Raw genomic sequence first — 24,015 nt, 5'->3', positions numbered from 1 at the left:
CTATTGGGAAACGGGGCGAAATGCAGTAAAATGAATGTAAATGACATTGAGGGAGACAAAGGGGTTTTGGTCATGGGGCATATTGCGATTGAGCGGCCGTCATTGCGGCTGTGGCTTTCGAAAATGATCGACATGCACGATCAGCTTCAGTCCGCGGATGACCAGGAGCATGCGGACAAAGTGAAGCAGCTCATCGAAAAAGCGGCATCCGGTGAGCTCATTGTCGCGTTTTGCGGTCATTTTTCCGCCGGCAAATCGAGTTTGATCAACGCGTTGCTCGGCGAGCCGATGCTGCCGTCCAGCCCGATTCCGACGAGCGCCAATCTCGTCAAAGTGAAAGCCGGTCCGGACTATGTGCGCGTCTTTTTCCACCGCGATGAGCCGGTCGAGTATGAACCGCCGTACGACCCGGACTTGATTCGCGCCCAATGCCGGGACGGGGAGACGATCGAATGGATTGAAATCAGCCGAACGACGGACGCCATCCCGCCGGGGGTCGCGATCCTCGATACGCCGGGCATCGATTCGACCGATGACGCCCACCGGCTGGCGACGGAGTCAGCGCTTCATTTGGCGGATGTCGTCTTTTACGTCATGGATTATAACCATGTGCAGGCGGAATTAAACTTCCAATTTACGAAGCAATTAACAGATGAAGGAAAGACCGTTTATTTGATCATCAACCAAATCGATAAACATCGCGACGACGAGCTGCCGTTCGCTGAATTTCGCGCCTCGGCCGCCGAGGCGTTCCGGCGTTGGGGAGTTGAGGCGGCCCGTTTGTTTTTCTTGTCGCTGAAAGACCCGTCACATCCGCACAACGAATGGCATGAGCTTGTCGCTTGTTTGCGCCGGTTGTTTGCCGACAAGGAGGAATGGCTCGTCCGCGGCGCCGAGTCGGCGTTAAAACGGATCGCGGACGGCCATCTTGAGCATCTCCGCGCGCGGCACGAGCTGCTTGAGCAAACGATTGAGACGCGCCTCGAGGCGCTTGGCGGCGCCGATGACGAGGCGGCGGCCATCGCGGAGCTCGATCGCCTTGAGGCGGAGCTTGCCGATTGGCAAACAGCGCCGTCGCGGGCGGAGGAGGCGTTCCGTTCGGAGCTTGAGCGCGTGCTGCAAAACGCGTACGTGATGCCGTTTGAGACGAGGGAGCGGGCTGAGGCGTACTTGCAGGCGATGCAGCCGAATTTCAAAGTGGGCTTGTTGTTCGCGAAGACAAAAACGGAGCAAGAGCGCAAGCGGCGGCTTGAGGCGTTTTATGAAAGCGTCAAAGCGCAAGCGGCGGCGCAGATCGAATGGCACGTCCGCCAGCTCCTTGTTCAGTTTGGGAAAGAATGGCATGCTGATGACGATTGGTTCAGCGAGTGCCAGCAATGGACGGCGGAGTGGGATGAGACGATGCTTGCCGGCCTCGTCAAACAAGGGGCGGAATCAAGCGGCGCCGCGCTATTAAATTATACGGATGAGGTGGCGGCGGCGCTGAAAAAACGCTACCGTGACTCGGCGCTCGCCTTGTTTGCCGAACTGAAGGAACAAATCGCCAAACGGGCGGCCGCCCAAACAGAAACATTGAACGGACAGCTTTCGGCGGCGCGCGAAAAAGTGGAGCTCGCCGCCCGCCTTGCCCGCCTCAGAGCCGAGCGGGACGAGCGCCGGCGTGCGTTCGAGCAGCTGATCGCTGCTCCATGCGAGTCTGCATCGCTTGATGAAAACCGTCTCGCCGCGTTGACGGCGCCGCCAGTCTTCCGGAAAGCGCGTCATGCCGAGACGGCAAAACCGCAAGCAGCATCCAAGCCAGCGGAAACAAGCCATCTTTCCGTCAAAGAGCAAGCGCTCGGTCAGGAAGCGGCCGGCCTCGGAGTGAGCGAAAGAGCGGACGAAGCTCGGACGCTTTCAAGCGGCAGAAAACAGCGGAGCGAAGAGGCGGCCGAGCGGCTTGAGGAGGCGGCGGCTTGGCTTGAACGGTCCGAACTGCTTGGCCGCTTCGCTGGACCATTGCGCGACAAGGCGCGTCGGCTTCGCGAGCGATCGTTTACCGTCGCCTTGTTTGGCGCCTTCAGCGCCGGCAAATCGTCGCTGGCGAACGCCTTGCTCGGCGCCCCGCTTCTGCCATCGTCGCCCAACCCGACAACCGCCGCCATCAGCAAAATCGCCCCGCCCGATCACAAGCACCCGCACGGCACGGCGGTGGTCAAGGTAAAAAGCGAACTGCAAATTTGGGCGGATGTGCAATCGTCGCTTCGGCAGTGCGGCCATGAGGCGGATACATGGGATGAAGCGCTCCGCCTTTGCGCCCGCCTGGCCGAATCGGGAGCCGAACATCCGGCGCAAAAGCCGCATGTGGCTTTTTTGGCAGCTGCCGCGGCCGGCTATGAGCGGATGAACGGTCGATTCGGGGAGATCGTCTCCATCGGTTGGGAAGAACTCGAGACGTATGTCGCTGACGAAGCGGTGTCATGTTTCTTAGATGAGGTCGTGTTGTACGCCGACTGTCCGCTCACCTGCCAAGGGGTGACGCTTGTCGATACCCCGGGGGTGGATTCACTTAACGCCCGCCATACGGGAGTGGCGTTTCATTACATGAAGCATGCTGATGCGTTGTTGTTTGTGACGTATTACAACCATGCGTTCTCGAAAGCAGACCGCGAGTTTTTGCTTCAGCTTGGGCGCGTGAAAGACACGTTTGCGCTTGATAAAATGTTTTTCGTCATCAATGCGGCTGATTTGGCCCAGTCGAAAGAGGAGCTTGAGGCCGTCATTTCCTATATGAACGGAGAGCTCGCCCGCTTCGGCATCCGCTTCCCGCGCCTTTATGCGCTCTCAAGCCGCTTGGCGCTGGCGGAAAAAACGGGGGCCGAGCCCGGTCCGCGCGGCGTCTTGGCGGACTCCGGCTTGTCTGCCTTTGAAACCGACTTCTTCCGCTTCTTAACGGAAGAACTGGCGGAAGTCGCCGTCGAGAGCGCATATGCCGAGCTTGAGCGGGCGCGGCGGGCGGCAGAGGAATTCGCGCGCGCCGCTGGGCAAAGCGAAGCGGAAAAAGCGGAGAAACGGCAGGCGCTTGAGGCGGTGAAAACGAAGATGCACGCCGTGCTTGCTGGCATTGATGATGCCTACGGCCGGCAGGCGCTTCGCCAGGAAGTCGACGAATTGCTCTATTACGTCAAGCAGCGCGTCTTTTTCCGCCTCAACGATGTGTTTAAGGAGGCGTTCAACCCGGCGGTGCTCCGCGACGACCAAGGCCCGGCGCGTCGGGCGCTTGAGCGTTGCCTCGACGAGTTGCTCGCATCGGTTGGCTTTGATTTGGCCCAAGAGTTGCGGGCGACGAGCTTGCGTGTTGAGTCGTTTTTGCACAAGCAGCTGGCCGAGCAGTTCTCGCGCCTATTCCATGAGCTTCGTCGTTTCGATGATGCGCTCGCGCTCACGCCGCCTGAGCCGTTTGCCTTTTCGGCGCCGGAGTTTGCCAACGCCCTTGGGGATGTAGACCGGGTGCGGTTTACCAAGGCGCTTTCGCTGTATAAAAACGCCAAATCGTTTTTTGAGCGCGACGAAAAGCGGCGGATGAAAGAGGAAATTGAGGCGGCGCTTGTCGAGCCGATCGACGCCTATTTGGCTGAGCAAAAAGAGCGGCTTGTGGCGACGTACGCAGAACAATACAAGGCTGCCGTCGCCGCACTTTCGGCCGCTCTCGCGGAACAAGTCGACAGCTATATGGAGGGCTTGCTTGCCGCGCTCGCCGAAGCGGCGGATCATGAGGCGCTCGCCCGCATCGAAGCGGCGCTTCGCGGCCTTCTTTCGGGCCGCGTCGGGGAGGCGCGTTGATGAACCGGTTTCACGCTTGCGCTACATGCATCCACTACCGTATAGAAAAGCGAGCCGACGGGCTGTACACGTATTGCCGCCGGCTCGGCTATGCGACGAAACCGAACTATCGGTTCAACTGTTGGACGCCGAAACCGAACGTCCGGCGTTTGATGGAAAAAGAAGCAGGAAAGGACGAGGACCATTGAGCGAAGTGCATCACGCGATCACTGCCCATGTGCAAAAACAGCATACCATCTTGAAGCAATTTGCTATGCTCGACGCCGAGCGCGAGCGGCTCATCGACGAAGCGGTCGAGCGGTGCCGCCGCGGCGAGTCGTTTACGGTTGATGGGATCAATGAAGTGACGAAGCGGATGAACGAACTGGCCAAAAGCGGCCTCGTGCCGGCGCGCCGGTGCGTGACGCCGGAGATGGTGCGCGAGTACGTGAGCCGGCTTGAAAGGAAAGAGCGATCGTGACGATGGCGAGCGCTGGTTGAGCGTGTCGGCGCCGCCGGCGTCCTGTTGATGATTGGCTGCTTTCCGTTCCGATCAAGAAACAACGTTTGGCGTCAGCAAAAACAAAGAGGGGGAGGACATATGGCGTCGCTTGTTTCCCATGAATGGCTCCTTCGCCATTTGCACGACGAAAACACGCGCATTCTTGATTGTCGGTTTTGGCTTGGCGATCCTGCGAAAGGAGCGGCCGTTTACCAGGAAGATCATATTCCTGGTGCCGTGTATATGGACTTGGAACGCGACTTGTCGGGCCCAGTCGGAGAGCACGGCGGCCGCCACCCGCTCCCGTCGGCCGAGCAAGCGGCGGACGTGTTTGGCCGGGTCGGCATCGATGAAACGGTGACCGTTGTCGCTTACGACGACCAAGACGGGGCGATGGCGGCGCGTTGCTGGTGGCTGCTTCGCTATTTCGGCCATGCCCACGTATACGTATTGGACGGCAATTATCGTGAATGGAAGAAGAAAGGGCATCCGGTGACGAACGTCGTCCCTGCTGTGGCGTCCCGCCCGTTTCGGCCGCGTCCGGATCGGTCATGGCTGGCGACGGTTGAGGATGTGCGCGCCGCCGTCCGCGATCGCTCGGTTGTGCTCATTGATTCGCGTGAATGGAAGCGATATGCCGGCCTGGAAGAACCGATCGACCGCCGAGCCGGCCGCATCCCAGGAGCGGTGCACCGGTTTTGGAAAGACGGAATGACGGAAGGCGGCTACTGGAAAAGCGCTGTCGAGCAGGCGGCTCGGTTTGCCGATTTTGACCGTGGGCAGCCGTTGATCGTTTACTGTGGTTCCGGCGTCACCGCCTGCCCGAACGTGTTGGCGCTCCACGAAGCTGGTTATCACAACGTTCGGCTGTACGTCGGCAGTTTCAGCGACTGGATTTCCTATCCGGACCACCCGATTGAAACGGGTGACCCGTCATCCGATGCTTAGTTTTCTCCGATTCGGGCTGAAACATCATTCGACGCCTCGGTGTTGTCGGATGGAACCGTTGTTTTCTTTTCGTTTTCTTTTTTCGGTCCGCATGAGGTCGAAGCGTTGTTGATTTTCAACGATTTTCACCTAGTGTTTGTTTCGCTTTTCTTCCATTGTTTCGGCCGCCGGTTGAAGCCGCTGTATGCATAGTTTTTTGGCCGCCGGCGGATACTATAGGTGAACCGACGGAAGCAGAGGAGGAGACGCATGGGCCGGACAAAACTTGGCAATGCCAATGCCCAACGAAACAACAACGCGAAGAAGAAAAACGGCTTTAACGAATGGGGGAGCGAATTCGCTTCGTACGCAGAAGTCGAAGCGGAGAAAATGAAAAACGATCATAAAAACATCCGATCATGATGAGGGCGCGCCCCTCGTTTTTTCGTTTTAAGCACGATGGTTGGCAAATGGCAAACGTATGTGCTATAATCGTGGACAGAGCGGCGGGAGGCGCCGGTAGGGAGGGGACAACGTGCGGAAATGGCTAGTCGTTCTTTTGTTCTTGGCTGTCGCCGGCTATGGCCTTTGGAATGTGATGGCGGCTGACAAACCGAATGAAGCAAACGGAGCCGGTCCGGAAGTGGATCAGACGGCTCCCGACTTGACCTTGCCGGCGCTTGGGGGCCAGTCGGTTAAGTTGTCGGCGCTGCGCGGCAAAGCGGTCGTCCTCAACTTTTGGACGTCGTGGTGCCCGCCATGCAAAAAGGAAATGCCGGAGCTTGCCAAGTTTTACGAGCGGCATGGCCGCGAAGTTGCGCTCCTTGCCGTTCATTTGACGACGCAAGATACGTTGGACAACGCTGAGCGGTTTGCGAAAGCGAACAGGCTCGTGTTTCCAGTCGGCCTCGATGTGCGCGGCGAAGCGCTTCGTCAATATCGAATCCAAACGATTCCAACGACGTATATTATCGATCCAAACGGCGTCATTCGGCGAAAAATTGTCGGCCCGGTGACGGCGAAGCGGCTCGAGCAGGAAACAGCGCTTTTTCGTTGAGCAGATGGCTGCAGCGAAAGGCGCTTTCTTCGTGGTTCGTTATTTTTCAAAAAGTTGTCATAATTTTTATCTTTTTTGGGCATGAATAAGATTACAATAAAAGTGAGGGGAGGTTGAAGCGATGAGACGATCCCGCAAAATGACTCTCCAAGAACTGATCAGCGAGAACAAACGGCAATTGTTGAACGATCGGGAAGCGCTCGAAAAAATCGAGAAAAAGCTGGAAGAGCGGATGCTCAAAAAAGCAGAATGACCCATGCATAGCGGTTCTCCGGGCGGACAGACTAGATGGCGAGGAGGCGAAGACAATGAGCAATCCGAAAGGAAGCCGCAAACATTTTGTGCCGAACCATATCGGCACACAGCCTCGCGCCGCAGGAGGAAACAAGGGCAAACAAATGCAAGACCAGTCCGGCCAGCACGCCCAAGTCATCCAAACGAAGGGCGAATAGCCGGAAACTCGCGCAAAGGAGGAAGCGTTCATGCCGCGTCCGAAACCGGATGACCGCAGCGACAATGTGGAAAAGCTGCAAGAAATGGTGCAAAACACCATTGAGAACATAGAAAAAGCCGAAGAAACGATGCAGTTTGCGTCGCCGGAGGAGCAGGAGAAGATCCGTGCGAAAAACCGCCGCCGCGAAGAAGCGATCGCTGCGATGCGCGCGGAAATCCGAGACGAAGCAGCTGCACGGGAACACGGCTGCCAGTAAACGAAGCAGCCCTCATGCGGGGGCGGCTTCGTTTTTTTGTCTACCGCTTGAGCGAGCCGACGGGCGAATGGTAACATAGAAGAGGAGGCCCGGTAAAAAATGGAGGGAGAACGAACGTGAAAGTGGCAGAAAAACAAATTGAAGTGCGTTATGCGGAAACAGACCAAATGGGCGTCGTCTACCACGCGAACTATTTAGTTTGGATGGAAGTCGGGCGCACGGAATTGATCAAACAGCTTGGCTTTCATTATGCTGACATGGAGAAAGAAGGCATCATTTCGCCTGTTGTCGATTTGCAAGTGTCGTACAAAAAGCCGCTTCACTACGGGGAAACGGCGACTGTCCGCACATGGATTGACGCCTATGACGGCATCCGCGTGACATACGGCTACGAGATTCTCGCCCCGGACGGCGAGGTGGCGGTGACCGGAAAGTCGCAGCATGTTTGCGTCAAGCGCGATACGTTTCGGCCGATCGTGATCCGCAAATATTTTCCTGACTGGCATGAAGCATATGAGCGGGCGAAGCGGTAAAGGGGAGCGGTGCGATGGCGTTTGGCATCCGCCGACACGAGCTCGCGGCATGGAAAGAGAAAGTGACTCACATTTCGCACCCTCTCGACGAAAATCGGGAGGATTTTTTCGTTCCGATGTCGAATGAATCCTTGACACACAAGGAACGTAAAGGAGTTTTTCTCTTATGAACGTTCAAGTCAAAAAGGTCTATCGCAATCATTATTTGAATATAATAAGTGCCCTATTCAAGAAACTGGGCCTGCCCCAATTGATTGACCATCTCGTTCCCGTTGATCCACAGTGCCAGACTCGAGTCAGCGATGCCGTTCAGGCCATCATCTACAATATGTTTGACGGCCGGCAAGCCCTCGTTCACGTGGAACGATGGGCTCAGGAGATCGATCTAGAGAAACTCATCCGTCCCGGTCTCCATCCTTCCTGGTTGAACGACGATGCCTTGGCTCGTCATCTCGACCGCTTGTATGAGGCCGATATTCACAAGGTGATCAGCACTTGCTTGATTCACATTTATCGCAAAGAAGGCCTTTCCCTCCGAGCCTTTCACGCCGATACGACGGACAAGACGGTTTACGGCGCGTATGAATCGGCCTCATTAGAGGCTTTGCAGATCACACATGGCTACAACCGCCATCATCGTTGGCAAAAACAGATCGGTTTCGGACTGGTCGGCAACGAGGACGGCATCCCGTTTTACGGCGATGTGCACGATGGCAACCTGCCCGATAAAACATGGAATCCCGAGGTGCTGTCTCGTGTCCATGAACAGCTGAAGCAGGCCAAAATCGAAGACGAATGGATTTACGTGGCCGATTCCGCCGCGATGACGAAAGAGACCCTGGCGCAAACCAAAGCGGCCAACGCCTTTTTGATCACCAGAGGCCCTTCGTCGCTCCGGATCGTGAAAACCGCGCTGGCCGAAGCGGATGCTGAGGACACGACGTGGAGCGATCCCTTTACGTTGGCGGAGAGAAACGGCGCCACGTACCGGGTATGGGAAACGGCCTCGACGTATGAAGGCCACCCCGTTCGGCTGATCGTTGTTGAATCGAGCGCGCTCGACCAGCGAAAAGGAAAGACGCTTGAAAAAGAACGAACCAAAGAAGCGGAGCTTCTTCGCGAGGAACAAGCCCGTTGGGAGCGTCACCCCTTCTCCTGCCGGGAAGATGCCGAACAAGCCTTGGCGTCCCTCAAGGCGTCCCTTCGCCCCCGGTTTCATCGGGTTGAGGCCGCGGTCGAAGAGATCGTACGCCTGAAAAAACGGCGCGGACGGCCGAAAAAAGGGGCGGAACCCGAGGTGGAGACGCTGTATTTCTTGCACCTTGACGTCGAATTCGACCAAGACGCGTGGGAACAGGCGAGACGGAAAGCGTCCCGGTTTGTCCTCGTCACGACCGTTCCGAAGGAATGGAAGGGCCAACCCATGGATGCCCAAGAGATCTTGAAGCTGTATAAAGGGCAGATCTCGGTGGAAATGAACTTCGCTTTTTTGAAAGATCCGTTTTTCACGGATGAGATTTACGTCAAAAAACCAGAACGGGTCGCAGTATTAGGCTATTTGTTTCTGTTGGCCTTGGCGATTTACCGCGTTTTTCAGCGCCGAGTGCGTCAGTTTATTACTCCAGAACACCCGTTGAAGGGTCCTGGAGGCCGCAAGCTGACCCGGCCGACGGGACAGGCGATTTTTCAGCTGTTTCAATATGTGAACGTCGTCCTGTTCAAGCTGCCGGATGGGCGCATCCAACGCTCACTGGATCGCTCCCTTACCCCTGATCAGCGAAGGATTCTGCAGGGATTGGGCATGGATGAGAGCATCTACGTGTAACGTGATACGGAACGACCAGCGATGGTAAAAAAAGGATTGCCATCGCTCGTTGTGTTGGTCAAAAAGTTATTCTGAAAAACTAAATAAAAAATCCTTTGTTTTGACCTTGTTAGGGTGCGAAATGTGAGAAGTGAAGCGCGGTGAAATCGCCTTTTTGACCCACTATTGGTACGACGAACGGTTTCCGCATTGCACGACAGTGACGAAAGTCGGCTGCGCCGATGTCGAAAAACTCGCCGCTTGGGGGCGGCAGTACGGGCTGAAGGAAGAGTGGATCGATCGGCGCGGTGAGTTTCCGCATTTCGATTTGCTCGGTGAGACGCAAACGCGCATTTTGCAGCAGGAAGGACGGCTGTTTGAACTGGAACGATTCACGAAACGGGGGAAGAAGGAATGATGATCGATTTGGCCGTTGTGAAGGAAATGTCGAAACATACGTTGATCGATACGCTCGGCATCGAAATTGTTGAGGTTGGCGAAGGCCGCGTCGTCGCGACGATGCCGGTCGACTGGCGCACGCACCAGCCGGCTGGGCTGCTGCATGGCGGCGCCTCAGTCGCCTTAGCGGAGACGGTCGCCAGCATCGGCGCGTACGCGCTTGTGGACCCCAACACGGAAAACGTCGTTGGATTGGAAATCAACGCCAATCACGTCCGCGCCGTTCGCCGCGGGACGGTGACGGCGACAGGGACGGTGTTGCACCGCGGTCGGACGACGATGGTGTGGGATGTGCGCATTACGGACGAACAAGGGGAGCTCGTCTGCATCTCCCGCTGCACGATCGCCATTATTCGAAAAAGCGAGCGCCAAGGCTAGCTTTTTCAATCGCCGCGGGACATTCAATGGACGAGAAAAACCGGCTCATTGCTTTTTTCGTCCAAATCCACAGTCAAATCACGTCCATCGAAATACCATTGGTCGCTCTCTTCAATAAAAAAGGTGATGCCATCAACCGTCGTCTGCGCCGCCGGCTTGTCGACCAGTTCGTCTTTGGCCATGCCAAGCGAAAACCCTTTTTGCACGGTGCTGCACCCGCCGTAGCGGGCAAAAAAGCGGATCGCATCGCCCGGCTTCAGCCCGAGCTCCCGCTTGTACCAATCAAACGCTTTTTTTGTAATCATGATGTTCATGGCTTCCCCTCCTCACTTGTTTATTATAAGTGAATGGACGGCGCCGGTAAAACGATTGTGTGAACATTGGCTGACAATTTGAGGGCGAAACAATTTCCAGAAAATGGATTAACCTAGCCCTGACTGGCTCGAGTAAAATGCCGGCCGACGGCGAACAGTAAAAGCGAGGGGGGTGAAGACGGTGAGCAAGAAGCGGCCGTTTGCGCCAAGCTATGAATCGGATGGGGTGATGGGCGAAAAGAAAGAGCAACGCCCGCGCCGTTCCAACCGTCGGCAAATTGACAAACAAGCGCCTGATTTTTTCAACACGACGCCATCGAGCGAATAAAAAAGCCGAATCGAGCGGGCGATGGTTGAACATCGCGCTGTTTTGTGAATAAAGTAGCCAGTAGGCTGCTTTTTTTTTATGGCACCTACTATACAAACGGGCCGGTCCGCGCTATCATTACTTGAGGGACATCTTTTTCGAAAGGAGTGGCGTTTTCGTATATGAGTAGTTCAAGCCCGAACGAACCGGAACCGGAATATAGCGGGGAACGCGGCCTGTTCCTTTTCTTGTCGGCTGCTCATCATACGAAAACGGGCTCCGGACGGAAAGGAAGAGGCGCCGCCTTCCTCGCGTGAAAAGGAGGAAGGATGCCAGATGATGAAAATGTATTTGTCCGATGCCAACGGCAAAATGCGCGAAATCGATCATATTGAAAATGGCTGCTGGATCAATCTCGTTGCCCCGACGGAAGACGAAATTCGCTACATCGCCCACCATTTGGACATTCCGATCGATTCGATCAAAGACGCGTTGGATGACGAGGAGCGGTCGCGCGTCGAAAAGGAAGACAACCATGTGCTCATTATCGTCGACATTCCGATTGTCGCCCATGATGAAGTGGACGGCCCGATTTACGAGACGATTCCGATCGGCATGATCATTACGAACACGTGTTTTATTACGGTTTGTTTGCAGGAGAATCCGATTTTCGAAGAATTCTCCAAAAACAAAATCAAAAACTTTTACACGTTTATGAAGACGCGGTTTGCGTTGCAAATGCTGTACATGATTTCAACGTATTATTTGCGCTATTTGAAGCAAATCAATCGGCGGACGAGCGAAATCGAAAAAGAATTGCACCAATCGATGAAAAACAAGGAGCTGTTTTCGCTTCTCAGCATGGAAAAAAGCTTAGTGTATTTTATGACGTCGCTGAAGGCGAACAACATCGTCATGGAGCGGCTCATGCGCCTCAATTATTTGCGCATGTACGAAGATGACCAGGATTTGCTGCAGGACGTCATTATTGAAAACAAGCAGGCGATTGAAATGGCCGAAGTATACAGCAGCATTTTAAGCGGCATGATGGACGCGTTCGCTTCGGTCATCTCAAACAACTTAAACATTGTGATGAAGTTTTTGACGGCCATTACGATCGTCATTTCGCTGCCGACGATGGTGGCGAGTTTCTACGGCATGAACGTACCGATTCCGTACCAACACTCTCCGTACGCCTTTTTGATCGCGATGGCGCTCGCCGGTTCACTGTCAGCGGCGACGGCGTACATCTTTTGGAAAAAGCGATACTTTTGACGGCCAGGCGCGTTTTGGATGGCCATGCGAACGGCTGCCCTGTCATTGGGGCAGCCGCTTTTGCTTTCGGACGGCCACACCGCCGGAGAGGATGAATTTCATCGCCTCTTCCGGCGAGATGTCGACGACTTCCACTTGCTCTTTCGGGACGAGCAGGGTGAGCCCGGCGACTTGAAACGCCTGCGGGATATAGACGGCGACGTAGTCGGCGAGAGGATCGTGCCAAGCGCCGACATCATCCATTGTCATGAAGCCGAGGCATTTCCAGCCGCTTTCTGGCATTGTAACGAGCACAACTTGCGAAAACGATCGTTTTTCCCCGACGAAGGAAGCGATTGTATCTTTGGCGACGGAATAAACCGTTTTCATCAAGGGAATGCTTTCAAGCAACCGGTCGATCAGTCGAATGAGGCGGCCGCTTACGTATTGCGTCGATAGCCAACCGCAGACGGTAATCAGCGCGACAGTCGCCAATAGGCCTAGGCCGGGAATGTAGCGGCCATCCAAATACGGACGGACGTATTGGCCAAGCAGCCCATCCAAAACGGTGAACACTTTGTAGCACACATAGACGGCGAGTAAAATTGGCACGATCGTCAGCATGCCGTTTAGAAAATGTTTCACGAAAAAACGCATCCCTTTCCCTCCCCGCTATTCATTCTCTACCACCATACCAATTTTTTTGGCTTTATACAACTCTCTATTATATCGAACATTTTCTGTTGTATTCGGTAAGAAAGTTCGTGTTTTTCCTTGACGAACTGCCAAATGTTCCGTATACTTTCGAATGGAACATGGGAAATGGGGGATGGATCATGAACAATCATTACGATGTGATCGTGGTCGGCGCCGGGCCGGCCGGCATTTTCACTTGCTACGAACTGACGCTCAAACTCCCTGGAGCGAACGTGCTCTTAATCGATAAAGGGCACGATATCTATAAACGCAATTGTCCGATTTTGCAAAGAAAAATTGAAAAGTGTCCGCCGCCGGCCGGCAAAAAAGACTATGCCGGCTGCGTGCCGGCCTGTTCGATCACGAATGGATTCGGCGGAGCGGGGGCGTATTCGGACGGCAAATTCAATATCACGAGCGAATTCGGCGGCTGGATGACCGACTATTTGCCGGCTTCGACCGTACTTGAGCTCATCCGCTATGTCGATGAGATCAACTTGAAGCACGGAGCGACGACATCGATCACCGACCCGATGACGGATAAAGTGAAAGAGATCGAGCGGCGCGCCTATGCGGCCGGGCTGAAGCTATTGCGCGCGTACGTCCGCCATTTGGGTACAGAGCAAAATTTGGAAATTTTGAAAAGCATTTTTGAATATTTGCGCGAGCGGATTGCGATGCGCTTTACAACGGAAGTGGATGATATCGTGACCGAGCGGACGGAGAGCGGCCATCGAGTGAAAGGCGTTGTGCTGAAAAACGGAGAAACGTTGACAGCGGAAAAAGTCGTCATCGCTCCGGGGCGCGATGGCTCGGTTTGGCTGAGCAAAATCTTGCGCAAGCGCCGTTTGCGGATGATCAACAATCAGGTTGACATCGGAGTGCGCGTGGAAACATCGAACATCGTCATGCAAGAAATTAACGAACATCTGTATGAAGGGAAATTCATTTTCAACACGTCGGTTGGGACGCAAGTGCGCACGTTTTGCAGCAACCCGTCCGGACATGTCGTCGTCGAAAACCATTCCGGCATCATGCTCGCCAACGGCCATGCGTACAAAGATCCAAAGCTCGGCAGCAACAACACGAACTTTGCCCTTCTTGTTTCACATAAGTTTTCCGATCCGTTTGACAAGCCGAACGAATACGCCCATGAAATTTCTCGGCTGGCGAACGCCTTGTCCAACGGCGGCATCATCGTGCAAAAATACGGCGACATTTTAAAAGGACGGCGATCGACGGAAAAGCGGATCAAAGAAGGGTTCATCGAACCGACGCTAAAAGAAGCGGTGCCGGGCGATTTAGGCCTCGTTTTGCCGTACAACACGATGAAAAGCTTGATCGAAATGACGGAGGCGCTCAACCACGTCACTCCGGGGCTTGCCTCTGAGCATACGCTCTTTTATGGGGTGGAAGCGAAGTTTTATTCGGCGCGTCCGAAACTGAACGACCGCTTTGAAACCGAAATCGCCGGGCTGTATGTCGGCGGCGACGGCGCCGGCATTACGCGCGGCCTTGCGCAGGCGAGCGCCTGCGGCGTCTGGATCGCCCGCGACATCGTCGAGAAATTGACGCATTAGGTGAGGAACCGAGGGCAGGCCCCTTCAAACGGGGGCCTGTTTTTTTGCTGTCTGCCTGGGGACGGATTAAAAAGTAAACTGAAATGAAAATATAGTTGACAAATATGCGGCTGGTCCGTTACGATAAATGTAATGATATGGAAAGGGGAGAGGAGAGATGGCAAACTGGCTGGTGTTGGCCGAGCAAGTGTTGGGAGGCCACGAGCTGACCGATGAGGAAGCATTGGCGATATTGGATTGTCCGGATGAGGAGTTGCTCCTTTTGCTGCAAGGGGCGTACCGGATTCGCTCCGCCTATTATGGAAACAAAGTGAAGCTGAACATGATCATCAACGCCAAATCCGGCCTCTGTCCGGAAAACTGCGGCTACTGTTCGCAGTCCGCCGTATCGACGGCGCCGGTGAAAACGTATAAAATGGTCGACAAAGAGACGTTGTTGCGCGGCGCGGAAGAAGCACACCGTTTGCGCATTGGGACGTACTGCATCGTCGCCAGCGGCCGGGGGCCGAGCGATAAAGAGATCGACACCGTTGTGTCCGCGGTCAAGGAAATTAAAGAGCGGTTCGGGCTGAAAGTGTGCGCCTGCCTTGGGATCTTAAAGCCGGAGCAGGCGGCCCGGCTGAAAGAGGCGGGGGTGGATCGCTACAATCATAACATCAACACATCGAAGCAGCACCATCCGAACATTACGACGTCCCATACATACGACGATCGGGTGCGGACGGTGGAAACGGTGAAAGAAGCTGGTCTTTCGCCTTGTTCCGGCGTCATCATCGGCATGAAAGAAACGAAGCGGGATGTCGTCGATATGGCGCGCAGTTTGCGGGCGCTTGACGCCGATTCCATTCCAGTCAACTTTTTGCATGCGATCGACGGCACGCCGCTGGCTGGCACGAACGAATTAAACCCGCGTTACTGTTTGAAGGTGCTGGCCCTTTTTCGCTATATGAATCCAACCAAAGAAATCCGCATCGCCGGCGGGCGAGAAGTGAATTTGCGCTCACTTCAGCCGCTTGGCCTGTATGCCGCCAACTCGATTTTTGTCGGCGACTATTTGACGACCGCCGGGCAAGAAAAGTCAGCCGATTATCAAATGCTTGAGGATCTTGGGTTTGAAATCGAATTTGCCCCGGCTCCGCAAGCCGGAGTCGTATCATGAACGATGCCGCCGGAAGATGGCGGCTTTTTGTATGTGCGCTCACCGAGGACAAGACCTAGCGAAGCGGGAGGCATGGGAGGCGCCATGCGGTTTCAGATGGGACGCCACGATGGCGCATCGCAAGCCTTGGCGAGAAGCGGAGCGCATGATAAGACGGTGGACTTGGCCTGCCTATGCTCTGACGAGAAAAGCGGATTGAACCCCTATTGCGCCGTTTGACGCGCTTTTTTGGCATGAAAAGCCAACCCGACGCGTACGATGGGAATACAAGCTGCGAAAAAAGGCTTCACAAACAGCCAAAAGCTCATTATAATAGCAACAAAAGGAAAGGAAGAGGATGGGGGACATGGCAAAGTCATTCTACCGTTACTTGCTGCGCTTCCGCCATGGACACCAGGAAGATCCGGTCGTCCGGTTTGCGAACGGAGCGTATGAAGACCACAGCTTTCCAAAAGGGTCGACGGACTATGAAGAACTGAGCGGCTATTTGGAGCTTAACGGTGACTATTTGGAAAGTATGGTTGTGTTTGATGAGCTATGGGAGCAATTTTTGCATGAAGCGTAACTAAGGGAGCGTTCCCATTTCATAAATTGGGAGCGCTTTCAAATAGCTTTTTTCCGCGCGGTTGCAGGTGTCCACCCTTCTCTGCATGCATATACTATACTAACTATTTGTTCCAAAGGGTGGAGATGCCAATGAGCGCGCCGAAACGCCCGAAATTTTCCGTCGGCGACATCGTCGTCAATACATTGTACGGAACGGTCGGAACGATCACCGATATTCAGCAGATTGACGGTGTGTTTTTATACGAAATCAACCATGGCCATAGCTTGTTTGCCGAGCAAGCGCTCATTTTATTGTCTGAGTTTGTGGGTGATTTATGGATCGCGGAAGAGATTGAAATTGAGTTGCCGTTTTTTCTCGGCGAAATTGTCCGCGTCCGCGATTATGGCGGCCATTTGTTCAAAATTGTCGGGGTGCGGACAGAAATTTACCGCTACTACGGGGAAGGATGGGAAGAGACGATTTACGAATTGAAACGGCTGACGGATGGTTGGGAGATTGAAGTCCATTTGGAAGACATCATTCCGCTTGCCGACGGAGAGGAGACGTCCGTCACGCTCGTGCAAGATATTGTCATCGCCGCGCCGGTGAAAGCGTCGCTTCTATTGCCGCCGGCCGACAGCGGAGAGAAAGGGCCGTCGGTCGACGAGCTCCTTGACATGTACAACGATTATAAAGCGTTATATGAATGGTTCGGCGATGAACAGTACCAACGGATGATGGAAACAGTTGTAAAACGTTTGCGGACAATCGCCAATCACCAGGATAGAAATTGATAAAGAATAAAAAGAAAATAAGGAATGCCGGCGAAAATGACGATCGCGCCCAATCCATTGACAACTGTTTCCATCATTTTATCGATCGCAGTGAATTTGTCCATTTTGTCCGCCTCCGTGTTTTTTGTTTTGTTGGTACATATGTATGGGGGAGACTGAAAAAATAGTACAACATGATTTTTGACATAAAACGGAAGGCGGCGACATACAACATTACAAAGGGGGCGAGATGCGGTGAAGGAAATTGAAGTGATTATCGATACGGAAGAAATCGCTGAGTTTTTTTACCAAGAACTCATCCGCCGCGGCTTTGTGCCAACGCAAGAGGAGCTTGAGGAGCTCGCGGATATTACGTTTGACTATTTGCTTGAAAAATGCATCATCGATGAAGAGATTGACATCGATGGGGAGTAGTCCTCGTCGTTTTATGATGAAGTTGATTTGGCCGCCGCGATGGCGGCTGTTTTCATCATGACCAAATGCCGCTCGTAGCGGCTGGTCATGTCGCCCGAGGCCGGAAGCGGGAGCGTTTCAAGCGCCTGCATGATCGCCTCATCGGTGAACCAATCGCGATGATCGTGGAACGGGTGCGCAAGATCCGGCCAAGCTTCCTCAAGGCGGGGGCTGTAAAAGCGGTGCCCATCAGGCGTTTCAGCGAACGATTGCGGCCAGAAGTCGGCGCGTGAGCCGCTGTGGGGGACGCAGCGGGCAAAGCGGCAGGCGCCGCGAAACAGCCGGGCGTCAAACAGCAGCAGACTGTACAGCGTTTTGCCGATATGGATGCGGTGGTGGACGTCGGCGAAATCGCGCACGGTCGTTCCGGCAAGCGCTACGCGGCGGCCTTTGGCATATGGGATGAGCACATCGTTGAACCCGAGCCATTGCTCGACAATAAACGGCCAGCTTGACAGCACGCGGGTGCGGAAAAACGGATGTTCGATGACGCGAAGCTGGATGTACTGCTGCTCGTTGATGATCAGAGCAACCGTAAGAAGCGCGGCATTCCCCGTTTCCCAAAAATGTTCCCACATCGGCTTCATAAACGAAGACACCGCTAGCGCCGGCAACAAATGAAACAGCGGCGTCTCCCTCCGTTTGCTTTCTTCGTACAGCAGAAGCTGCGGATAGGCATCATGAAAAATGAGGGCATTGGCGCGCTCCAAAAACAAAAAAAGGGGTGCAATGATTTGTTCCGGCAGCAAAAACGGAAGAAGGCCGCCGCGCAAATCAGTCATGTTCCAACCGCCGTTGCGCGAGACGAGATGGGCTAAAAACGCCCAATGAATTTCCCGATGGCGCTCAAAAAACGCTAAGTAGGCGGCGGTGCGCGTCACGTTGTTGCGGTTATGTTCCGCTGTTTTCCGGCGAATGGCGGCAACAATGCCCTTTTCTTCCGCGCTGAGCGGTCCGTCAGTCGGGACAGTTGTGCGGGCGGCCATCCGGCGAAGCAGGCCGTCATCGGCGAGGCGGACCGGATGGCGGTACAAAAAGGAGCGGTAGGCATACTGAAGCGGATGGCGCAGCCAAGCGAACGGGCGAGTCGGCATCAGGCTGTCTCTCCTTTGCATCATTTGTGGACTTTTGCCAGAAGACCGCGATCGTTTCGACAAAAGGAGTGCTCGTTTGCTGAAGGAATCGACACGCCAAATCACCAAATAAGTATAATACACGTTTGTCTCGGCTCCGAAGACGATTCGCGATCGAATTCGACATCAACCATAGTATGGGGCGCGGAGGGCCGATTTATTGGGAGAAGGGAGAGGAAAACAATGGTTCGTTTATGGGGGAAACGGATGTGGATGACAAAACGTGCATATGAGGCGGTCGTTTTTCAAACACCGCGCTTTGGGGAAACGAAAGGCTACCGGCAAGTGTGCCGCATGACGGTGACGGCGGCCGGACATGATGAAGTGCTGGCGGTGTTGTATCGGATGTTTAATGTCGCCGATCTGATGCCGAAAAACTGTCAAGCTCGATTTATGCGGACTGGGGACGTTGTGCTGATCGATGAAGGGCGGAAAGGACAGACGTACTATCGCCTTTGTCCAGACGGATGGAAACAAGTGGAACGACAGCTCATCTGTTGACCGAATATTCAAAAATATAGTCGCCAGCAAGAGCTAGAGATGATATAATATGAATAAAGCCCCCTTGTTTCGGGAACGGATAAGAAAGGAAAGGGGGCGGACTTGATGGAACATGACGAACGGCGGCGCGACATGCCGACGGTGGCCCCGGGCATCGACGACGATGAGGAGCTGAATGAAAGAGCGACAAAAGAGGAAATTGAACGCGGGGAATATACAAAAGTCGTCACGCTTGCTTGGGACGAATCCGAGCCGTCGGAACCGCGATAGAAACCCTTGTATCGCACAAGGGTTTCTGCGGTTTGTCACGATTCTGGATTGTCGTGATGGCCCGGACCGTTTTTCCGGCCGCCGGCGGCGGAATATTCTTTGGCATGCGCCTCATCTTCAGCGATCAATGCTTCTTTTGGAATATGGTTGTTCTTTTTCTGCCCGTTAATGCGGTTGCGGTGTTTTTTGCCCATCGTTTTCCCTCCTTGAACCGTCGTTGTCGTTAGTGTATGCGGTCTGGCGGCGGTTCATCGACGGAAAATGTTTGCAGGCGGCATCATGCGGCGGGCGCAGGAGAAAAGAGGGAAGGGGGCGAAACGATGGCCGCACTGGCGCTGTCGCTGCTCTTGTGCGTCGTCTCGATTGCGGCATTGCTTTGGGTCAAAGGGCAAGTTGAGCGACTCTTGTTCCGCTGGAGAAGCGTGCCCCTTCTCCATGCGGTCAACGTCGTCATCATCGCTGCCATCGTTGCTGACATGTACTATCGGCTCAGCGGCATCGACGTGTACTTGCGCGATTTGGCCGATATCAACGGTTTTTGGTATGTCTTTGCCGGCGCGATGCAGCTCGTCTTTCCACTGTATTTGTTTTCCTGTTGGCTTGTCGCCAGGCGGCGCGAGCGCGAGAAAAAATATACGCGCAGCAAAGACAAAAAGGTGCTGTATATCAATGAGCGGTATTTGGCGCGCCGTCATCGCAGCGATTACCGCCGATCCAAAACATCATAAAAGAGAGCGGCTCCCCCGCAAACGACTCACCCACCTACGCGAGTGCATAGGGGGAGCTTTCAGCGATTTGCATATGTGCCAAACGACAAGCCGCACAAGGACCCTTTCCGCTTCCCTTCGTTTCGAAGGTGCCCGTTTGAACAACATGTGATTCGATCCGACAGCGATTGCCGGCCAACATTCATCTCCCACATGGACGGGTGCTCGTGCACCTTCACGTTTCGAAGTGGGAGACTTCTTTCGGAATGATGTTAGAATTTGGTCTTTTCCTTTTTCGATGTGGACGGCTGATTGTTTGATTTGGACGATGGATTGGTTTTGTTGGCGTATTCCACCGCTTGTTCGAGTTTCTTTTTCATCGGTCTTTTCCTCCTTTCTCCTCGGGCAGGCACACATAGTATGCCCGTTCGCCGCCTCGGCTACTCGAAGGAAGACTGCCATTTTCCGCAAACATATGATATGATAGACGAGGGCATGGCCCGACAACGATCGTTCAAACCAAAGGAGGAATCCCATTGAGCGTACATATCGGAGCGAAGACAGGGGAGATCGCGGAGCGCATTTTGCTGCCGGGTGATCCGATGCGCGCCAAATACATTGCCGAAACGTTTCTGGAAGGAGCGGTATGCTACAACGAAGTGCGCGGCATGCTCGGATTTACCGGGACGTATAAAGGGGAGCGCATTTCCGTGCAAGGGACCGGCATGGGCGTGCCGTCCATTTCGATTTATGTGAACGAACTGATCCAAAGCTACGGCGTAAAGACGCTCATCCGCGTCGGAACGTGCGGAGCGATTCAGCCGGATGTGCGCGTCCGCGACGTCATTTTGGCGATGAGCGCGTCGACCGATTCCAACATGAACCGGCTCATTTTCCGCGGCCGCGATTATGCGCCAACCGCCGATTTCCATCTGCTGCGGACGGCGTATGAAGTAGGTGTGGAAAAAGGGCTGGCGCTAAAAGTCGGCAATGTGTTCACCGCCGACATGTTTTACAATGATGAACCGAATTGGGAAACGTGGGCGCGCTACGGTGTATTGGCCGTCGAGATGGAAACGGCGGCGCTCTATACGCTGGCGGCGAAATTCGGCTGCCGGGCGCTGTCGGTGCTGACGGTCAGCGACCATATTCTCACCGGAGAAGAAACGACGGCTGAGGAGCGGCAAATGACGTTTAACGAGATGATTGAAGTGGCGCTTGAAGCGGCGATCCGCAATGGCGCGTGATTGGGATGCCGGGCGCTTGGGCCTGGGAAAACAGAAAAGGAGAAGGAACATGAACCAGCGATGGCAAGCGGCGATGTTGGTGTGCCTGCTGCTCGCCGGCTGCCAAACAGGGGAGAGCGGCAGCAACGGTGCGGCCGGCCCGTCCGGCCAGCCGCCGGAAAGCGCGGTGCACCCAAGCGATTATCAACAGGGGAAAACGAGCGAGGGCCCCGTCGATCCCGATTTGCAGCTCGAGGCGAAATATTGGAACATCGTCGAGGTGCAAAACGGACAAAAAGTGATTCAAAACCCTGACAACATTTTGGTGCTCGTCAATAAAGAACAGTCGCTCCCGCCTGGCTATAAGCCGGCGGACTTGGTCGTGCCGCGCGTGCCGTTTGTGTGTGCTGACCCGAACGCGGAAAAACGGCATATGCGGGCCGAAGCGGCCGCGGCGCTTGAGGAGATGTTTGCCGCCGCACGCCGTGATGGCATTGAGCTGGTGGCCGTGTCCGCTTATCGTTCATACGAGCGGCAGCAGGTGATTTTTGCTGAAGAAGTGCGGCAAAAAGGGAAGGAAAAAGCGGTTCAAGCGGTCGCTCACCCAGGGCAGAGCGAGCATCAGACAGGGCTGGCGGTCGATATCAGCAGCCGCTCGGCCGGCTGTCAGCTGACCCAATCGTTCGGGGCGACAAAAGAAGGGCAATGGGTAGCCGCCCATGCGCACGAGTACGGATTCATCATCCGCTACCCGAAAGGAAAGGAAGCGGTGACCGGCTACAAGTATGAGCCGTGGCATCTCCGCTATGTTGGGCGGAAGGCGGCCGCGGTGATCAAAAAGCGCGGCTTGACGCTTGAAGAATATTTCAAAGTAGTGAAAAAAGTGTGAAAACGGCGTCTCGTCGAGGACGCCGTTTTTCTTGCCAGCTATGGTTCGCAGCAAAAGACGCAATAGCCAAGACGGTCGCCGAATTGAGCTGTCAACTGTTGGTGCATCTGCCACATGCTCGCCATCTCCGGTGTCGGCGGAAGGGCGATGACGATGGGTGCCCCAAGGCTTGGCGCTTCGGCCGCAGCCGCGTAGGAAAACTGGCGGCAGCCAAAGCCGCTTTGTTCGAGCACTTCTTTCCACTCCGCTGATGTCATGAGCTGACGGAAGCCGTAAAAGGCGGCGATTTGCTTTTGCTCGGCGGCGGTCAGCCGCTCATGACACGCTTCAATGCCGACGAATAGGCCATCGTTTTTGAGCACGCGGCGGATTTCGGCGAGCGCGTTTGGCAATGAAACGAAAGCAAGCACCGATTCAGAAAGCGCAAGGTCAAACGTCCCGGCGGGAAACGGGAGCGCTTCGACCGAGGCGCGATGCAAACGGACTGAGACCGCCTTGGAGGCAAAACGCTGTTTCGCCTTGGCAATCATCGTCGGGTGGATGTCGATGGCGGTGACGTTGGCCCCGTACTGTTCGGCGATATAAGCCGCCGTCTGTCCGGTGCCGCAGCCGACGTCAAGCACGGATGTCGAACGGTCGATCTTAAGTTTACGTAAGATTTGTTTTGTTAACTCAAAACCGCCTGGGTGAGCGCCATCGATCCCCATGTCCGCCAACCAGTCTAAATATGCAGACATCTGTTCCTCTCCTTTTTTTGTTTCGACTTGGTTTATCATACGCAAATGCGCTCGATTTTGCCTTTAGACAAAAAAATTTGCTTGTCCCTATTCTTATGAAAAAAGGAAATTTTCTTGCTGTAGACCCAACCGGCTTCAAGCTGGTACACTGATACGTGCAAGAATGAGATGGCTAGGTTGGTGAAGAAAGTGGATCGAAAACAAGGAGCCGAGGCGGGCGCACTGCTGAGCATTTTCGTCTATCTTCTCCTTTCGACCGGCAAGCTGTTGGCTGGGGCGGTGTTCGGCTCGGATGCGGTGGAAGCGGACGGTTGGAATAATTTGAGTGATATTATCGCTTCCTCGGCAGTCTATATCGGCATGAAAATCGCTAAAAAACCGCGTGATTGCAACCACCCGTACGGACATTCGCGGGCGGAGAACATCTCCTCGCTGTTGGCCGCTTTTTTGATGATGTCCATTGGCATTGACGTGATCACAAGCGGCATCCGCTCGCTGTTCGGCAAGGAAAAGGCAACGGCTCCTGACGTTTTAGCGGCTGTGGTTGCGCTCGCCTCGGCGGCCGTTATGATTGGCGTTTATGCAATCAATCGCCGGCTGGCGCGGCGGACGAACAGCATGGCGCTGGCGGCCGTGGCGAAAGACAATTTATCGGATGCGCTGGTGAGCATTGGCGCCGCCATTGGCATCGCCGGCGCGCGGCTTGGGTGGCCATGGCTTGATCCGCTGGCGGCGCTTGTTATCGGGGCGATGATTGGCAAGACGGCGTGGGAGGTGTTTATGGAGACGGCGCATACGCTCACCGACGGTTTTGATGAACAGCAGCTCGCCGTTTATAAAGACGAAATCGCGGCGGTGAGCGGCGTGCGCGATGTCGCTGACATTAAAGCGCGCATGTTAGGCAACGACATTGTGCTGGAAGTGACGATCCGCGTTGACTCGCATTTGACGGTGGCAAAAAGTCATGAAATCGCTGATGAAGTCGAGCGTTTGATGCGAAACCGGCATAACATTCGGGCGACGCACGTCCATGTGGAACCGGAAGCGGTGCGCTGACTGGCTTCGGGCGCATTGGCGGGCGGACGCGGCGAGGCGCCTAGACAGCGAATGACTTGTCGGGATGTGACGCTTTGCAGCCGGGATGCAGCCGGGAGAAGCTGCTTGTCGCCAACAGCGAGCGGATGCGGCCAAACCGTTGCCGCTGACTTGTTTTTGGCGGCGGGAGGGGAGTAGTTTTGCGGCAAACAGCAAACAATACAATTAAAATCGTTTGCATG

Annotated in this window: 32 protein-coding genes; 26 read left to right on the top strand and 6 right to left on the bottom strand. The window is 54.7% G+C overall.

What is annotated here, in order from left to right; all coding sequences use genetic code 11:
- Nucleotides 1–72: 72 nt before the first annotated feature.
- From ACVX3G_RS12635 to ACVX3G_RS12575, 13 genes are all read left to right on the top strand, one after another.
- Nucleotides 73–3,822: a dynamin family protein gene (locus ACVX3G_RS12635; RefSeq protein WP_025039383.1), complete on the top strand. Its 3,750-nt coding sequence runs from the start codon at nt 73–75 to the stop codon at nt 3,820–3,822.
- Entirely contained in the window at nt 3,822–4,010 is a 189-nt protein-coding gene (locus ACVX3G_RS12630) for a hypothetical protein (protein WP_013145453.1), read from the top strand. Before ACVX3G_RS12635 ends, ACVX3G_RS12630 begins: the two co-directional genes overlap by 1 nt.
- Complete coding sequence (locus ACVX3G_RS12625; protein WP_011231051.1) at nt 4,007–4,282, top strand: YpbS family protein; 276 nt, start codon at nt 4,007–4,009, stop codon at nt 4,280–4,282. Before ACVX3G_RS12630 ends, ACVX3G_RS12625 begins: the two co-directional genes overlap by 4 nt.
- Before the next feature lie 120 nt (nt 4,283–4,402).
- Complete coding sequence (locus tag ACVX3G_RS12620) at nt 4,403–5,251, top strand: sulfurtransferase (RefSeq protein WP_014195692.1); 849 nt, start codon at nt 4,403–4,405, stop codon at nt 5,249–5,251.
- Nucleotides 5,252–5,500: 249 nt separating this feature from the next.
- Nucleotides 5,501–5,653: a hypothetical protein gene (locus ACVX3G_RS12615; RefSeq protein WP_014195694.1), complete on the top strand. Its 153-nt coding sequence runs from the start codon at nt 5,501–5,503 to the stop codon at nt 5,651–5,653.
- A gap of 112 nt (nt 5,654–5,765) precedes the next feature.
- On the top strand, nt 5,766–6,287 hold the full coding sequence (locus tag ACVX3G_RS12610) for a TlpA family protein disulfide reductase (RefSeq protein ID WP_011231054.1): 522 nt from the start codon (nt 5,766–5,768) through the stop codon (nt 6,285–6,287).
- A 121-nt stretch (nt 6,288–6,408) separates the two neighbouring features.
- The gene (locus ACVX3G_RS12605) at nt 6,409–6,540 is read left to right on the top strand and encodes an FbpB family small basic protein (protein ID WP_011231055.1); all 132 of its coding nucleotides are present in this window, start codon (nt 6,409–6,411) and stop codon (nt 6,538–6,540) included.
- A gap of 55 nt (nt 6,541–6,595) precedes the next feature.
- Nucleotides 6,596–6,739 (top strand): acid-soluble spore protein N, encoded by a 144-nt coding sequence (locus tag ACVX3G_RS12600; RefSeq protein ID WP_011231056.1) that lies wholly within the window; start codon nt 6,596–6,598, stop codon nt 6,737–6,739.
- Nucleotides 6,740–6,769: 30 nt separating this feature from the next.
- Nucleotides 6,770–6,997: a small acid-soluble spore protein Tlp gene (gene tlp / locus ACVX3G_RS12595; protein WP_014195696.1), complete on the top strand. Its 228-nt coding sequence runs from the start codon at nt 6,770–6,772 to the stop codon at nt 6,995–6,997.
- A 116-nt stretch (nt 6,998–7,113) separates the two neighbouring features.
- Nucleotides 7,114–7,530 (top strand): acyl-CoA thioesterase, encoded by a 417-nt coding sequence (locus ACVX3G_RS12590; RefSeq protein ID WP_011231058.1) that lies wholly within the window; start codon nt 7,114–7,116, stop codon nt 7,528–7,530.
- Between the two features lie 166 nt (nt 7,531–7,696).
- Entirely contained in the window at nt 7,697–9,355 is a 1,659-nt protein-coding gene (locus ACVX3G_RS12585; RefSeq protein WP_014194949.1) for an IS1634 family transposase, read from the top strand.
- Between the two features lie 130 nt (nt 9,356–9,485).
- A complete protein-coding gene (locus ACVX3G_RS12580) occupies nt 9,486–9,752 on the top strand; it encodes a hypothetical protein (RefSeq protein WP_014195697.1) in 267 nt (88 codons plus the stop codon).
- Nucleotides 9,752–10,171: a PaaI family thioesterase gene (locus ACVX3G_RS12575; RefSeq protein ID WP_020279119.1), complete on the top strand. Its 420-nt coding sequence runs from the start codon at nt 9,752–9,754 to the stop codon at nt 10,169–10,171. The genes ACVX3G_RS12580 and ACVX3G_RS12575 overlap by 1 nt, the downstream gene beginning before the upstream one ends.
- Nucleotides 10,172–10,194: 23 nt before the next feature.
- Here the strand turns inward: ACVX3G_RS12575 and ACVX3G_RS12570 are convergent, their stop codons facing one another.
- Nucleotides 10,195–10,485, bottom strand: coding sequence for a HesB/YadR/YfhF family protein (locus ACVX3G_RS12570; RefSeq protein WP_011231061.1), 291 nt, complete (start codon nt 10,483–10,485; stop codon nt 10,195–10,197).
- 181 nt (nt 10,486–10,666) lie between these two features.
- Between ACVX3G_RS12570 and ACVX3G_RS12565 the strand changes: the two genes are divergently transcribed.
- Together ACVX3G_RS12565 and ACVX3G_RS12560 are read left to right on the top strand one after the other, a co-directional pair.
- Nucleotides 10,667–10,813 (top strand): hypothetical protein, encoded by a 147-nt coding sequence (locus ACVX3G_RS12565; RefSeq protein ID WP_011231062.1) that lies wholly within the window; start codon nt 10,667–10,669, stop codon nt 10,811–10,813.
- A 315-nt stretch (nt 10,814–11,128) separates the two neighbouring features.
- Nucleotides 11,129–12,067: a magnesium transporter CorA family protein gene (locus tag ACVX3G_RS12560; RefSeq protein WP_014195699.1), complete on the top strand. Its 939-nt coding sequence runs from the start codon at nt 11,129–11,131 to the stop codon at nt 12,065–12,067.
- A gap of 42 nt (nt 12,068–12,109) precedes the next feature.
- Here ACVX3G_RS12560 and ACVX3G_RS12555 read toward each other — a convergent pair whose 3' ends face one another.
- Nucleotides 12,110–12,703, bottom strand: a complete 594-nt coding sequence (locus tag ACVX3G_RS12555; protein WP_011231064.1) for a DUF502 domain-containing protein — start codon at nt 12,701–12,703, stop codon at nt 12,110–12,112.
- Nucleotides 12,704–12,882: 179 nt separating this feature from the next.
- Between ACVX3G_RS12555 and ACVX3G_RS12550 the strand changes: the two genes are divergently transcribed.
- From ACVX3G_RS12550 to ACVX3G_RS12535, 4 genes are all read left to right on the top strand, one after another.
- Nucleotides 12,883–14,322 carry an NAD(P)/FAD-dependent oxidoreductase gene (locus ACVX3G_RS12550; protein WP_014195700.1) on the top strand — a complete coding sequence of 480 codons (1,440 nt, stop codon included), beginning with the start codon at nt 12,883–12,885 and terminating at the stop codon, nt 14,320–14,322.
- Nucleotides 14,323–14,479: 157 nt separating this feature from the next.
- Entirely contained in the window at nt 14,480–15,481 is a 1,002-nt protein-coding gene (gene bioB / locus ACVX3G_RS12545) for a biotin synthase BioB (protein ID WP_011231066.1), read from the top strand.
- 346 nt (nt 15,482–15,827) lie between these two features.
- Complete coding sequence (locus tag ACVX3G_RS12540) at nt 15,828–16,046, top strand: YozE family protein (RefSeq protein WP_011231067.1); 219 nt, start codon at nt 15,828–15,830, stop codon at nt 16,044–16,046.
- Between the two features lie 131 nt (nt 16,047–16,177).
- Nucleotides 16,178–16,822 carry a hypothetical protein gene (locus ACVX3G_RS12535; protein ID WP_011231068.1) on the top strand — a complete coding sequence of 215 codons (645 nt, stop codon included), beginning with the start codon at nt 16,178–16,180 and terminating at the stop codon, nt 16,820–16,822.
- Here the strand turns inward: ACVX3G_RS12535 and ACVX3G_RS12530 are convergent.
- A complete protein-coding gene (locus tag ACVX3G_RS12530) occupies nt 16,804–16,926 on the bottom strand; it encodes a hypothetical protein (protein ID WP_013145441.1) in 123 nt (40 codons plus the stop codon). The genes ACVX3G_RS12535 and ACVX3G_RS12530 overlap by 19 nt on opposite strands.
- Nucleotides 16,927–17,056: 130 nt before the next feature.
- Between ACVX3G_RS12530 and ACVX3G_RS12525 the strand changes: the two genes are divergently transcribed.
- Entirely contained in the window at nt 17,057–17,236 is a 180-nt protein-coding gene (locus tag ACVX3G_RS12525) for a YozD family protein (RefSeq protein ID WP_011231069.1), read from the top strand.
- A gap of 11 nt (nt 17,237–17,247) precedes the next feature.
- Here the strand turns inward: ACVX3G_RS12525 and ACVX3G_RS12520 are convergent, their stop codons facing one another.
- The gene (locus ACVX3G_RS12520) at nt 17,248–18,369 is read right to left on the bottom strand and encodes a DUF2515 domain-containing protein (protein ID WP_011231070.1); all 1,122 of its coding nucleotides are present in this window, start codon (nt 18,367–18,369) and stop codon (nt 17,248–17,250) included.
- A 222-nt stretch (nt 18,370–18,591) separates the two neighbouring features.
- Between ACVX3G_RS12520 and ACVX3G_RS12515 the strand changes: the two genes are divergently transcribed.
- Both ACVX3G_RS12515 and ACVX3G_RS12510 read left to right on the top strand, forming a co-directional pair.
- Complete coding sequence (locus tag ACVX3G_RS12515) at nt 18,592–18,909, top strand: hypothetical protein (RefSeq protein WP_013145439.1); 318 nt, start codon at nt 18,592–18,594, stop codon at nt 18,907–18,909.
- A 105-nt stretch (nt 18,910–19,014) separates the two neighbouring features.
- A complete protein-coding gene (locus tag ACVX3G_RS12510; protein ID WP_011231072.1) occupies nt 19,015–19,179 on the top strand; it encodes a hypothetical protein in 165 nt (54 codons plus the stop codon).
- A gap of 35 nt (nt 19,180–19,214) precedes the next feature.
- Here ACVX3G_RS12510 and ACVX3G_RS12505 read toward each other — a convergent pair whose 3' ends face one another.
- The gene (locus tag ACVX3G_RS12505) at nt 19,215–19,373 is read right to left on the bottom strand and encodes a hypothetical protein (protein ID WP_008879283.1); all 159 of its coding nucleotides are present in this window, start codon (nt 19,371–19,373) and stop codon (nt 19,215–19,217) included.
- A gap of 126 nt (nt 19,374–19,499) precedes the next feature.
- Between ACVX3G_RS12505 and ACVX3G_RS12500 the strand changes: the two genes are divergently transcribed.
- From ACVX3G_RS12500 to ACVX3G_RS12490, 3 genes are all read left to right on the top strand, one after another.
- The gene (locus ACVX3G_RS12500; RefSeq protein WP_011231073.1) at nt 19,500–19,907 is read left to right on the top strand and encodes a hypothetical protein; all 408 of its coding nucleotides are present in this window, start codon (nt 19,500–19,502) and stop codon (nt 19,905–19,907) included.
- 515 nt (nt 19,908–20,422) lie between these two features.
- Nucleotides 20,423–21,133, top strand: coding sequence for a purine-nucleoside phosphorylase (deoD, locus tag ACVX3G_RS12495; protein WP_014195705.1), 711 nt, complete (start codon nt 20,423–20,425; stop codon nt 21,131–21,133).
- Between the two features lie 49 nt (nt 21,134–21,182).
- Complete coding sequence (locus tag ACVX3G_RS12490; RefSeq protein ID WP_011231076.1) at nt 21,183–22,001, top strand: M15 family metallopeptidase; 819 nt, start codon at nt 21,183–21,185, stop codon at nt 21,999–22,001.
- A 38-nt stretch (nt 22,002–22,039) separates the two neighbouring features.
- Here ACVX3G_RS12490 and ACVX3G_RS12485 read toward each other — a convergent pair whose 3' ends face one another.
- The gene (locus ACVX3G_RS12485; protein ID WP_011231077.1) at nt 22,040–22,738 is read right to left on the bottom strand and encodes a class I SAM-dependent methyltransferase; all 699 of its coding nucleotides are present in this window, start codon (nt 22,736–22,738) and stop codon (nt 22,040–22,042) included.
- A gap of 177 nt (nt 22,739–22,915) precedes the next feature.
- Here ACVX3G_RS12485 and ACVX3G_RS12480 point away from each other — a divergent pair, with 177 nt between their 5' ends.
- Nucleotides 22,916–23,794: a cation diffusion facilitator family transporter gene (locus ACVX3G_RS12480; RefSeq protein ID WP_014195708.1), complete on the top strand. Its 879-nt coding sequence runs from the start codon at nt 22,916–22,918 to the stop codon at nt 23,792–23,794.
- The last annotated feature ends 221 nt before the right edge of the window (nt 23,795–24,015 follow it).

It is taken from the genome of Geobacillus sp. PLS 41 (assembly GCF_056494105.1).
Note: the sequence above shows the minus strand (reverse complement) of the source record. Positions and strands in the feature narration are given on the sequence as shown.